We start from the raw sequence: 12,579 nt of genomic DNA on the forward strand, positions 1-12,579 counted from the left end.
TTACCGGGGTTGCTGGTATGATGGTAGGCGTTTCGCAGATACTTAGACGATCAGGAACAGCAGTTAAATATTCGATAGACAATGATCATAATATAACAAGCATGGGTGGGCAGCCTGCTGAGCATCATATATTGTCTGAAAACATTGTAGCATTCTATGATAGTTACAAAAAATCGAAGAGATTAAACATTCTCGGGCATGGCCATTTTATAGCTAATTCTTCAGATGAGATCGCTCATGTGGCAATCAGGAACAAAAGTAATTTCTGGGAAGCAGAAGAATTGGCCAAGGTATTGAAAAAAGAAAATATTATAAGTGATGACGTTCAAAACATTCGTCTATTGATGTGTTTTTCTGCTGATGGAGGTAGTAATTCATTTGCTCAAAAATTAGCTTTTTGGACTAACAAGAACGTAAAAGGTTACGTCAATAAACTCTATATAAAAAATTACATATCAACTAACCCTAGTGAATACTCTGCAGCTATATTGAACAGAGATTTATCTTCTGCAATTTTTACTCCACCTCAAATAATAAAAAAAGGATTAAGGCTAAAACTTTTCGGTGAACCTTACAGACCGTTACATTTCGTACCATAAGAATGCAATTATATAGCATCGCAAATTGTCTCAATGCATAAATATCTAGATTGATTCGCCCCGACAATCTAATAAGGGAACACCCAAAACAGACAGCCCGGTGAGACAGTTTTTCTGTCTCATTTGGGGTGTTTTTGCCTCGTCCCGGTGCTACGTTTTCATCATCTAAAGGCTAACGAGACAGATTTCATTATTTATGGGGCGTTGGTGCACGGATGGCCAAACCGTTATCATCAGCGCCAGTCCATTCTGAAATGTGCTAACGATGCCGCATAAACACAACGCCACAAAGCGACACCATATTCCAAAAGCAAAATACACCGTCACCAACTGGCCGCAATATGAAGCCGGTCTGAAACAGCGCGGCAGCCTGACGCTCTGGCTGGGGTCCTCTTGGAAAACGGAAAATATCCTACGCTAAGACTATTTTTCGTAAACCTTCATGCCTTTTTTAGCGTTTGCAGAGATCCTATTTAACTCGTTCCAGGCATACCAGGGCATTTGATACGAGCAAGTGTTGCCCTTCTCTAACGCCTGACACTACGCAAGGTTGGCAGTACAGCGTGCTGTGGGTTGAGCACCAGGACAAGGGGCGGCTGGAGCTGAACTTCCTGATCCCGAACACGGAGCTGCTGACCGGAAAACGACTGCAGCCGTATTACGACCGCGCCGACCGTCCACACATCGATGCCTGGCAGACCATAGTGAATGGCAGTCTGGGGCTGCACGACCCGAACGCGCCGGAGAACCGGCGGGCGCTGGTCACGCCGTCCGCGCTGCCGGAAGTAAAGCAGGAAGCTGCTCAGGCGATTATACGGGGGTTACTAGCCTTAGCCTCTTCCGGGGAGCTGAAACCCCGTCAGGACGTCACTGAGGCGCTGGAAAGCGCAGGTCTTGAGGTGGTGCGCACCACGAAAAGCAGTATCAGCATTGCCCACCCGGACGGGGGGCGAAACATCCGACTGAAGGGAGCCATCTATGAACAGTCTTTTAACGCTGGCGAAGGACTTAGAGCAGAAATCGAAAGCGCAGCAGCAGACTACCGGCGAGATGCTGAAAGCCGCATTCAGCGAGCACGAGAAGTCTGTCAGAGCGGAACTGAGCGAAAGCGAGAAGAGAATCAGCGCCGCCATCCTCGACTACGACCGGAAGCTGTCCTCAGCCATGAGCCAGCGCACGAAAGGGATGGTGCACATGGTCAGCCGGACGTGGCTGACGATCGTCCTGGTCTCCGCGCTGCTGATCGCCTCGAGCGCGGGCATTCTGTGGTGTCAGGGGCAGCAGATGATCGACAATTACACAAGCATCCGGGAGCAGAAGGACACACTGGAGAAGCTGAACGCGCGAACATGGGGCGTGAGGTACCAGGAAGACAACCAGGGGCGCTTTCTTATGCTGCCGGAGGGCGTGAAAGCGAACACGAACTGGACGTTCGACAGCGGCACGAAGATCGGCATCAGACTGGTACGGGAGTAGAGCATCTTGACGGAGCTGGAAAAACAGTTGCTGAGCGCATTAGAGCAGCTACAGCAGGACTACTCGAAAAGGCCGGACGAGTGGGAGAACGCCTTCGCGGAATGGCGGACGATATCTGGGCTTATGCAACGGGAGAACGCGGCGCTGAGCGAGCGCGTTACGGGCTTGAGCAGGCAGGTGCAGAGTTTGAGCGAGCATCTGCGCCGGTTGTCGAGCGGCTGAATGCCGTCGAGCTGCGTCAGCAGCAGGAGCGCGCGGCGCAGCATCAGAAAGCGCTGGAGCTGGAGCGATCACAGCGGCAGCGGACGTATAACGGCCCTTCACTGTGATAACCGGATAAAACGGGGCTTCCGGCGGACATCTGCGCTGAAAGCCTGAGTCATTCACCCGGCTGCATGGCTATGCAACCCGGGGAAATTTACCGGACGCAAAAGGGGCAGTTTACCGGGTGCTTTGCTGCGGGTTTTACCCGGCAGGCACCATATTCGCGCCGAACCCGCCCGGCGCGGGGCGGCCAAGAGATGTTATGGTAAATGATAATGTCACTGGTGACGCTGTTTTTTATAAAATTCAGCATCAAGCCAACGCATGAAATACTCAATTTTTTCAATGAAATAAGATGTTTCACCGCAAGGAGAAATCCCCATTGTCAGCAAGTAATCAATATCTTTAGCTAAGGTAGGATATTGATGTCTAATCTTTTCGCAATGTTCCTGAAGTGTACTAGGCCAGTCTTTATCATATTCATTGCGGAGAATATTTGTTGCTCTAATTACTTTTCTTGCTGCTGCACGCTGTAATTGTTGCTGTTTCTTTATATCAGTCTCAGACCTTAACTGTTCTATGTACTTCTCAAGTACAGGTATAAAGTCGCCATTAACGGCAATTGCAATCGATCGTGATGGTCTAAAAAGTTCGAATCGCCTGCTTAAATCCTCACCAAATACGCAAGTGCAATGATGTTTTAACCAGTATCCCCAACTTTGGTGATTATCCGCTTTCAGCACCTGTTCTAGTGAAGCGCAATCGAAGTCAATTTTGCTGGCTATTGAGTTGCTTCGCTCTATTTTTAATCGTGTGATATCCAGTTTTTTCGCTGTAATCGGGTCCACATCACTGGTAAATATAACTGTAATATCGAGGTCGGATATGCCTAGTTTTGCTTTACCTTCTGCAACGCTGCCATATACATACAGGCTATGTATATAATCAGGAAAATCGTCATTCAGGATTGAAATTACATTAGCTATTAAATGTGAATATTCAGGTTGTATCCCGTTAAATCGGGGGCGAGTTATGTAGCCATTTCTATCGACAGCCATACATTTTCCATATCCACAGGACTTTATGAAGGTACTAAATTATTGTGGATATCATGATAATCCACAAGGATCTTCTTGAGATCTGCGGAGGAGAGTCGTAGTCGGGGTCCTCTTGGAAAACGGAATATATCCTACGCTAAGAGGGGTCTGACGCTCAGTGGAACGAAAACTCACGTTAAGCAATGTTTTCTTCCTCCGACGCCTCTTTTAATGGCCGCAGATGCCCTTTCGTCACCAGTTCTGCCAGCGTGAAGGAATAATGGCCGAGCATATTGATATGTCCGTGGCAAAGCGGTGAGAGACGTGCGATATCTTCATCATTCACTGCACCCTGTTCCCAGATATGATCCAGTGACCTGCTCCCCGTTGATTAATACACCGCGATGTTAGTAATGTCTTCATAAGCCACATGAGGACATCCCCATGAAGAAGCGTTTTTCCGACGAACAGCTCATCAGTATCCTCCGCGAAGCTGAAGCCGGGGTTTCTGCCCGTGAGCTCTGCCGCAAGCACGCCATTTCCGACGCCACCTTTTATACCTGGCGTAAGAAGTATGGCGGTATGGAGGTGCCCGAGGTTAAGCGACTGAAGTCGCTTGAGGAAGAGAACGCCAGACTCAAGGAGAGCGTGAAAAAACGTGGGGCAATCACCGAATAGGTCTTTTGCTGGGGCTAGAATAACCAGCATCCATTAGTCAGCATGCTTGTTATCCCGCGATGAAAATCTATGTTATCAAAATCGCTGGGCGTGGTATTAGCCCTATGGTCTGGCGTCGGCTAAGAATCGCGGCTGATACCTCACTGGCCGCACTTCACTTTATTTTCCAGAGCGTGCAGAGTTGGGGTGACGACCACCTTCATCAGTTTCATATTTACGGCAAAGATTACGGTATATCCTACGAGGGCGGCATCGGTTTTCCAGATAACCCCTTCCAGCTCGTGATTGACAATTTCGCTTTTGATGCTGGTGATCGCTTTACCTATGAATACAATTTCTTTGAGCACTGGCTACATGATGTTCGCGTTGAAGCTGTCCATGAAGACTCTACGCTGAAAACGCCATTTTGTATGAGCGGTCATGGAATGCCCGGAGCAACGGCTGAAGATGAAGCCGATAAGACGCTGGCGTTCCTAGAGGCAATAGTCAACGCAGATGATGCAGCAACGATTGGTGATATCAGACCTTTTATCGACGATCTGGATTCCGTTCGGTTTAACCGCGATAAAATTAACCGACAGCTGAGCAAACTCGACCTTGCATCACCGATGCTGGAACCTCAGGTGATCTGGCTGGGTCATCGTCGCTGAACGGCGTCTATAAAGGTATACGTTTTTAACATATCCCGCAGATCACCGATAGAACGTCTATAAACCTCCCAAAACCTGTATTTATGGATTATTCTCTAAATGTCTGAAAGGTTTGAAGATGTTTCGGAGGTTTTAAGTGCAATATGCCTACATCAGGGTGAGCTCGGTCGATCAAAATACGGCCCGGCAGGAAGAAGCTTTGTCAAAAGCGGGATTTCAGCCTGATAAAATTTGTGTTGAACATGCCAGCGCGAAAGATACGAATCGACCCGGGTTACAGGAGCTCCTTGGGCAATTACGCTCAGGCGATACGCTTCTGGTCCATTCCATCGATCGCCTTTGCCGGAATATGTCGGATATGTGCGCTGTCACAACCCACCTTCGTGACCAGGGCGTTACTCTTATTTTTCTGAAAGAGCAGCTTACGTTCAGCGCAGGCACAAACAATCCGATGCAGGAACTACAGCTGCACATGATGTCTGCATTCAGTCAGTTTGAACGCGCATTATTGAAAGAAAGACAGGCCGACGGCATCGCGGCGAAAAAGGCACGGGGAGAAAAAACCGGGCGTCCCTGCGCGGATATCAAAAAAATTCAGGAAATCGACGCACTCAGGACCCGGGGCGTCAGGCTTAGGAGCGCCTGCGCCCATGCGGGACTTGGCGTTTCCACCTACTATAAAATACGCAACCAGATGAAAAACCAGTAATCAGGAGATCCCCACCACCGCAGGAGGCAGAGATGAAATTAACGCTCCAGATTGTCATAACTGATGAATCAGGCCCGAGTCGAACGGAAGAACTGATGACATTTCAGAAGTCAGGAGATGCCCTGAATGATATTGGGTTATCGGTTGCAGAGTCGAAGCAGTTACTGGGTACCGTCCAGCAGTCAGTCGTTCAGCAGCAGGCGGACGAATATACTCACCAGCATATCCAGTGTCCTCACTGCCTTGCGGCGCGCAGAATCAAAGGCCGGCAGAAAATACAGTACCGGACGCTGTTTGGTGTTACTCCCGTATCGGGGCTCCGGGTATACCGCTGTCGCTGCGAAGAAAATGCAACAAAGACTGTCAGTCTGCTCAGTGACTGGGCTGGCGATCACACTCATCCTGCCTTGAAGTAAATAGAAACCCGCTGGGCCTCCTTAATCTCGTATGAAATGACGACCCGTTTGTTGAAAGATGTTCTGCCTGTGGGTAACGGCCTGAATGCCTCCACGGTGAGAAATCACTTATGTCAGGTAGCACAGCGCCTTGATGCAGAGGCAGAATCACATGCCGGTTTTCTTTCCGGCTGCCCCCGCGACTGGGGAAAGCTGCCAAAACCAAGAAAACCGCTTGTGGTGGGTATTGATGGGGGTTATGTTCGCGATCGGAATGACAAAAAGCGTAATTTTGAAATCATTGCCGGTAAATCATTTTCTATCGGTGCCCCAACAGACACGCGGCGCTTTGGTTTTGTCCAGAAGGACGACTGCCATCCGGAACGCCGACTCATGGCGCATCTCTCTGCACAGGGAATGCAGGCCAACCAACAGATATTCTTTTTATCCGACGGTGCGAATAACCTTAGAGAATTGCAGTTCGGTATGTATCCTGAGTCAACTCATGTGCTTGACTGGTTTCATATCACGATGCGGCTGACGGTGTTAATGCAATATGCGAAGGGATTGCAGGCATCAGATCCGGAGACGGGCAGCAAGGTTTCGGCGCTTCTGGAAAGCAGTAAAAGATACCTCTGGCATGGTAATGTTGCCGCCGCACTGGAACATATTGATAACTGCAGTATGTACTGTGATGACCCAAAGCTTAGCTATACCAATTTGAAATCTCTGCAAAAACATCTGGATGAAATGTATGCCTACATACGGAACAATCAGATGATGATCCCAAACTACGGAGAAATGCGCCGGTACGGGGAGCTGGTTTCAACGGCGTTTGTAGAGTCAACGATCAACGAAGTGATCGCCAGGCGAATGGCCAAAAAGCAGCAGATGCAGTGGAGCAGAAAAGGCGCGCATTATTTGCTACAGACCCGTACTGCTGTTCTGAATAACGAGCTGCAGGATAAATTTGCAAGCTGGTACCCCGGTTGCACGATAGACGAACAGAGTGGCGGTGCGATGGCAGCATAGCTCACAACTGCCCCAGGGTTTTCATGCTCTCCTCGCTGGGCGTCCTGTTCACTGGTTGAGGCGCGGAGGTAGGCACGAACAAATATGGTCATAGTGCTGTTTAAGTCCTTTAACGAAACCAGTTCGTTTAAAGTGGGCCGGAGAGGCTTAAACAGCACCGGATTGAAGCGGTTCGGTACAGGGATACTTAAATCGAACCAAGATAAATGCCAATAGAAACTGTAAGCTCACTCATTTATCGTTTATAGTAGCCACCAAATTTAAATAAACGAAAGAGAGAAGACGAATGGATTCTGGCAACGAAAAGGGGGCTAGCATATACTCCCCGCTCATTCTAAAAATTTATGATTTTTGGGTGCTCGGTATTTCCAATAATTACGCTTGGGGTTGCAACACTGAAAATATTCTTCTAAATCACTTTCGTCAAAATATGGCAGCAAAGCATTTAGATATTGGCGTCGGTACGGGTTATTACATTGACAATATCAGGGGTAATTCTAATAACATCACCCTGATGGATCTAAACCAAAACAGCCTTACGGCCGCCACTCAACGTATCGGTTCACATCGCATACATCATACCTTACAACATGACATCTTCACACAATTACCAGAGAGTGAGAAAGAACAATATGATTCTGTTTCAATGTATTATCTTCTGCATTGTTTGCGTGGAAATATGCATAAAAAGACAGTGGCTATTGAACATGCCTCACAAGCCCTGAAGTCTGACGGCACACTTCATGGGGCGACCATTTTAGGCAAGGGCGTTGAACACAATGGACTGGGACGATACTTAATGAAAATATATAACAAAAAAGGAATTTTTTGTAACCTCGCAGATTCTTATGAGGATCTGAAGATCATTCTGGAACGCTATTTTGCCAGAGTAACTATCCAGCAACATGGAGTTGTCGCTGTGTTTACCGCTACGGATAAAATAGATAATTTAGACAGTCCTTTAAAAAGGTCAGTTTGGAGATAGTAAATAGTGTACGATAAGGTCAACTTTTAACCATAAATCGGTTGCGCATACTTTAAGAGAACGTAGCGATTCAATCTCCTAACCATGAACGGCATAAGCAAAGAAATTGCGCACGACGCGATGAATAACAAAACCTCGGAAGGTTTGGTTGCTGATGCCGCAATGTCCACAGCTGAATTCATGGGGTTCAGCCGTAATAGCGGGCTGGGGATCTATAAATCAGTCTCGCTTGCTGCAAATGCATATAGCATATTCGGTCTGTTCAGACGCCCTGGAACATGGCGTTTATTCCGATATCTGCCCGCTGATTATTACCGAAAAGTCAGCACCATGAGCCGTCCAAAGCTCACAATGAAAATTGCCGGTTATGGTGTTAAAGCTAAGGTCATATTTGACCTTATGTCTGTCACTGACGCGATTCAGAATTAGCCGTTAATCTGCGATAGCGCCATGACTTGTATGCAAGTTTTGCTGGCGTTAAATACCATATAAAAGGTAATACAATCGCCAGTGTGGGGTAATGGGAGCGAAGCTACAAAATGCGACATCTGCTCTGATTAAGTAGTCCCCTGGAAATTATCCCACGCCAGAACTACTTTTTAAGCCAAGATTATCCCTCACTAAATTCCTTATGTAACACTACGGCCAGTGCCGATGGATTTTCCCAGGACATAGAGTGTCCTGCATCTGGTACGATTGCTACGGATATGCCCTTATGGTTGAGATACTGGAAGTCGCTGTCCGGTAATGACTGTTCGCCAAAAATCAGTGTGCGCGAACAGGGCAGGTTGAGGAAGATATCCATCCATGACGGAGAGGTTCCATCAATCAGACTTTTGGCTCCCCGCCACATTGCACAGGGGGCCGCATTTTGGGCCGAACCTTTCCAGGGGGATGTGTGGTTTGCCAGTATCTGGTCGTACACTTGCGAGATAAACTCAGCTTCTGGTTTCTCCACCAGAAGGCGGCTGTATACGCCACCTCCCGCATGAAAATTAGGTTCCGAAACCACCAGTTTACACACCCGTTCACGTAATTTTTCGGCCACTTCAATAGCAATACTTCCCCCCATGTTGTGACCATAGATATGGCACTGTGTGAGCTCCAGTGCGTTCACCACTTCGATAACAACATCAGCCTGGTGAGCAATGCTGTAATCATAATCACGAGGTTTATCACTGAAACCATATCCGGGAAGGTCTATCAGTATGGCTCGTCGTCCGCCGAATGCCCGGTCTGCAACAATTCGGGGATACTCATAAGAAGAAGCGCACCCAAGTCCGTGAATAAACACAACAGGAATACCCTGTCCTGGTAAATCATGCCAACGCACGCTGGCTCCTGCGGTTAACGAAAACAAACTCTGCATGCTGTATCCCTCTGTTAATTCATACTGTTGAACTGGACTCCATTCAGGAACCGGAAAGCATTACGTTACGTAACCTTGTTATCACGCAGGCGCATAATGGTTTGTCGGGTAGTGTTGAACTCACGGGCCACGGCACTCACAGTCATCCCCATGCTGAGCCGTTCCAGTACCGATTTCTTCTGTTCATCATTCAGCGCGGAGGGGCGTCCAAAGCGTTTCCCTGATGCCCGGGCCCTGGCAATACCGGCGTGTGTGCGCTCAATTAGCAGATCCTTCTCAAACTCAGCGACAGCCGAGATCACCTGCATGGTCATTTTCCCCGCCGGGCTGGTCAGATCCACGCCGCCCAACGCCAGGCAGTAAACCCTGATGCCCGATGCAGCCAGTTGCTCCACCGTTTTCCTGACATCCATAGCATTTCTTCCGAGGCGATCAAGTTTGGTAACAATCAGCACATCGCCATTTTCCATTCTGTCGCGCAGACGGGTAAATCCAGGCCGCTCACTGGCGGCAACGGAGCCACTGATGTGCTCTTCGATCAGTCTCTGGGATTTGACGGCAAAACCGGCTGCTTCGATTTCCCTGCGCTGGTTCTCCGTGTTCTGCTCCAGTGTGGAAACACGACAGTAGGCAAAAACGCGTGACATGATGAAAATTTCCGTCCGAAAAGGATGTACGAATCATAACGCGTGTACGAAAATAATTTCACCTAGTTTCGTACAGTATTGAGAGCCCGTGTACGAAACCGAACGGTTCTGGACACCATCAGGCTGCCAGCGCCAGTCGTTGATCCATGTTCAGCTCGATACGACCATACGGATTAACATGGTGGTATATCAATGGTGTCAGACCACGCCAGTCCTCTTCTGTCATTCGCTGCTGCCAGACCGGCTCTGCCAGCACATTCTGAATCAACAGGGTATTGATATAGACTAGGCTGATTTGCAACAGGTGCAGAGAGAGCATCGACAGTTCCTGATCCGCAGGCCGGTTGCTGGTAAATTCTCCGTGTTCACCATAAAAAATAAAATTATTGGCGCTGTTCCAGTTTTCCACGACGTTGAGACCCGCATTAATTTCGCAACGCAGCGACTCATCCTGCAAATAACGGCAGAGGAAGATGGTCTTAATCGCTTTACCCAGCTCCGCGAGTGCTTTATAGGTTGGATGCTGAATGTTATTGCGGGTGAATCGTCGTAATATGGCCTCTGGTTCTGCTGTTCCGGTTTTAAGTGCCGCTGTATATTTGATTATCTCGTCATACTGTTGTGCAATAAGCTCCCAGTCGATTCCCCGGGTTAAAATCGGCGTAAGATGCGGGTACAACGAGGCATCTTCCTTTTCACACACATACAGTTTCTGTCGGGCGATCGCTTTCAGACGCGGCAACAGATCGAACCCCAGCACATCACTGAACGCAAAGGCCACCTCACTTTGTCCGTGGCTGTCCACATACTGGTGATTGATTTCCATGTCGGTACAGTGGCGCAGAACACCTTCCATCATCGCGGCCACCTCCGATGAAGAACAACGGCGTAATTGTGAATAAATACACGTGGAGTGCGTATCGACATGCCAGTAAATCATCACGCCGCGCCCGCCATAGCGTGCATGCCATTCTGTCATCAGATTCTGATCATACGCCCCAAACTTTCGGGAGTCCGCCGCACAGGATGTCGTCGCGTTTCCCCAGATAGCGGGCTGACGAATACGGAAAATACCGTTCACAATATGAGCAATTGCGGAGCGTAAAGTATTTTTCTGAATAAACCGCCGTTTAACGTAGCGCAATTCATCATAGTTAACACGGGGTTGCTGGCTGGCGATACGCTTCAGCCCTACATTCGTTCCGAGGCCAAACAGACATAACAACAGGCGGCGTTGTAATACCTCAGGCTCAAGCACTTCCCGACTGGCAGATGTGCGAAATAGCAACGAGAAATGTTCCCGCAAATCCACCTCCTTGAGTATGTCTATCAACTCCAGATCGGCCCAGCGCTGGCCAATCTCCTGCTTCAGCGCTGCGGTGTTGGGTGGCTCCGTTTGTTTATCCAGTGGCGTCAGATGGATACGATTTTTCCCCTGTTCTCTGATACGAAGTTTGGGATTATCCGGCAGGCCATTATTCAGCGTACCGAGCCAGTGGCGCATCCTGTCTTTGATCTGATTAATAAAGGTTGTCGCATCAGTGGGTGCCTGCAACAGGGAATAATAATATGCGCGATTAGTGGCAAAATCGGCTGGGAGATCTTCAGCCGGATCACGATAACGATCCGCGCCGGTGACCCATATTTCTTTGTTGCGCAGGCTTTTGCGTAAAGCCCGTAACACACAAATTTCATAGTTGATGCGATTAATACGTTCTTCACCGGACTGACTCTGTACGATGACAACATCCCGCCATTTTTTCTGAATAATACCGTCAACAGGCACATCACCCACCGCATAGAAATGCTGATTGCTGGTCCTGTTTTCCTTAATAATCTGGATAGCATCAATAACGGGCCGATACAGGGCATTGCCGGACTGAAACTCAAGCCGATCCAGTACCGGCATCAACATCCTGCGATAGTGGCTACCGTAAGAAGAACGCATGGATTCATGGACTTCCTGCTCGGTATTCACTCCCAGCGTTTTGAATTCATCGACCAGATTTTGCAGCATTTTCTGTGAGACCACAGGATAGACAACTTCCTTTATGACACCGTCCGGCTGGTCAACGGTGGCCTCGGCCATGCGGAACAGCAGACGCGCCTTGCCCCTGACTTTTTTAAACGCCGCAAACTGCTTTTTATCGACCTTTTTTTCAGCCCGGGAGCCGAGGTTATGGATCAACACCATCAACATCTCAATCAACGCATCGGTCAGCTGTTGGCGGCGACGCCAGCAAAACATAGCGACCATGCTGTAACGGATCGCTGAAGGGTGGCGACGAAGCTCCCTGATCGATTCACTGGAACAACGTTGTTGAAACTGCACGATGAATTTAGGGGATATTCCCTGAAAAATATTCGGCTGTAATGCAACACTATCAAGACATTTTAGCTGGGCGATGACGGAAAGGACATTCTCCAGACTGGGCTTTCGCGGGTCTGCTTTGAGGCCGCTGAGTGTGACGTCGTTTACTCTGGCAGTGCCCGGTTCTTCGGCTGACAGTAGATGATTGATGGCAACCTTACTGTCGAGTGAAAGTCGGGTAAATATGGTATTTTGTTGCTTTGTTTCGAACTGATGTACGGCTGAACGTATAATCCGCTCCAGGTGTTCGGCGGCTGGGCGTTCAATTAGCTGCTCCTGACACCAGTCAGTAACAAGTTCGCTGCCGTGTATAGCCTGCGGATTTAACGGGAGGATAAATTCGGTTAACCAGGCACTGAGTCGTGCG

At 48.6% G+C, this 12,579-nt stretch carries 11 protein-coding genes and 5 pseudogenes; 11 read left to right on the forward strand and 5 right to left on the reverse strand.

What is annotated here, in order from left to right:
- From GSQ70_RS20170 to GSQ70_RS20190, 5 genes and pseudogenes are all read left to right on the forward strand, one after another.
- A pseudogene (locus tag GSQ70_RS20170) lies at positions 1 to 599 on the forward strand (hypothetical protein); the annotation flags it as partial.
- A 265-nt stretch (positions 600 to 864) separates the two neighbouring features.
- Positions 865 to 984 (forward strand): annotated as a pseudogene (locus GSQ70_RS20175) (IS5/IS1182 family transposase); the annotation flags it as partial.
- Positions 985 to 1,162: 178 nt separating this feature from the next.
- Positions 1,163 to 1,543: pseudogene (locus GSQ70_RS20180) on the forward strand (relaxase/mobilization nuclease domain-containing protein); the annotation flags it as partial.
- Between the two features lie 34 nt (positions 1,544 to 1,577).
- Entirely contained in the window at positions 1,578 to 2,075 is a 498-nt protein-coding gene (locus GSQ70_RS20185; protein ID WP_158784187.1) for an MbeB family mobilization protein, read from the forward strand.
- 6 nt (positions 2,076 to 2,081) lie between these two features.
- Complete coding sequence (locus GSQ70_RS20190) at positions 2,082 to 2,297, forward strand: MbeD family mobilization/exclusion protein (RefSeq protein ID WP_158784188.1); 216 nt, start codon at positions 2,082 to 2,084, stop codon at positions 2,295 to 2,297.
- Positions 2,298 to 2,617: 320 nt separating this feature from the next.
- Here GSQ70_RS20190 and GSQ70_RS20195 read toward each other — a convergent pair whose 3' ends face one another.
- Both GSQ70_RS20195 and GSQ70_RS20200 read right to left on the reverse strand, forming a co-directional pair.
- On the reverse strand, positions 2,618 to 3,397 hold the full coding sequence (locus GSQ70_RS20195; RefSeq protein ID WP_158784189.1) for a nucleotidyltransferase domain-containing protein: 780 nt from the start codon (positions 3,395 to 3,397) through the stop codon (positions 2,618 to 2,620).
- A 175-nt stretch (positions 3,398 to 3,572) separates the two neighbouring features.
- Positions 3,573 to 3,722, reverse strand: coding sequence for a hypothetical protein (locus tag GSQ70_RS20200; RefSeq protein ID WP_158784190.1), 150 nt, complete (start codon positions 3,720 to 3,722; stop codon positions 3,573 to 3,575).
- 98 nt (positions 3,723 to 3,820) lie between these two features.
- Here GSQ70_RS20200 and GSQ70_RS20205 point away from each other — a divergent pair.
- The 6 genes and pseudogenes from GSQ70_RS20205 to GSQ70_RS20230 form a co-directional block, all read left to right on the forward strand.
- Positions 3,821 to 4,021: pseudogene (locus GSQ70_RS20205) on the forward strand (transposase); the annotation flags it as partial.
- A gap of 92 nt (positions 4,022 to 4,113) precedes the next feature.
- A complete protein-coding gene (locus GSQ70_RS20210; RefSeq protein WP_158784191.1) occupies positions 4,114 to 4,704 on the forward strand; it encodes a plasmid pRiA4b ORF-3 family protein in 591 nt (196 codons plus the stop codon).
- 136 nt (positions 4,705 to 4,840) lie between these two features.
- Entirely contained in the window at positions 4,841 to 5,413 is a 573-nt protein-coding gene (locus tag GSQ70_RS20215; protein ID WP_158784192.1) for a recombinase family protein, read from the forward strand.
- A gap of 32 nt (positions 5,414 to 5,445) precedes the next feature.
- Positions 5,446 to 6,840: pseudogene (locus tag GSQ70_RS20220) on the forward strand (ISKra4 family transposase).
- 286 nt (positions 6,841 to 7,126) lie between these two features.
- A complete protein-coding gene (locus tag GSQ70_RS20225) occupies positions 7,127 to 7,825 on the forward strand; it encodes a class I SAM-dependent methyltransferase (RefSeq protein ID WP_158784193.1) in 699 nt (232 codons plus the stop codon).
- Positions 7,826 to 7,909: 84 nt separating this feature from the next.
- Positions 7,910 to 8,254 (forward strand): DUF4225 domain-containing protein, encoded by a 345-nt coding sequence (locus GSQ70_RS20230; RefSeq protein ID WP_158784194.1) that lies wholly within the window; start codon positions 7,910 to 7,912, stop codon positions 8,252 to 8,254.
- Positions 8,255 to 8,435: 181 nt separating this feature from the next.
- Here GSQ70_RS20230 and GSQ70_RS20235 read toward each other — a convergent pair whose 3' ends face one another.
- The 3 genes from GSQ70_RS20235 to GSQ70_RS20245 form a co-directional block, all read right to left on the reverse strand.
- Entirely contained in the window at positions 8,436 to 9,194 is a 759-nt protein-coding gene (locus tag GSQ70_RS20235) for an alpha/beta fold hydrolase (protein WP_158784195.1), read from the reverse strand.
- A 65-nt stretch (positions 9,195 to 9,259) separates the two neighbouring features.
- Positions 9,260 to 9,841: a recombinase family protein gene (locus GSQ70_RS20240; protein ID WP_158784196.1), complete on the reverse strand. Its 582-nt coding sequence runs from the start codon at positions 9,839 to 9,841 to the stop codon at positions 9,260 to 9,262.
- A 118-nt stretch (positions 9,842 to 9,959) separates the two neighbouring features.
- Positions 9,960 to 12,579 (reverse strand): Tn3 family transposase (locus GSQ70_RS20245; protein ID WP_158785396.1); only part of this gene is annotated, 2,620 nt, incomplete at its 5' end.

This window comes from Pantoea sp. BAV 3049, assembly GCF_009765445.1.
GTDB lineage: Bacteria > Pseudomonadota > Gammaproteobacteria > Enterobacterales > Enterobacteriaceae > Erwinia.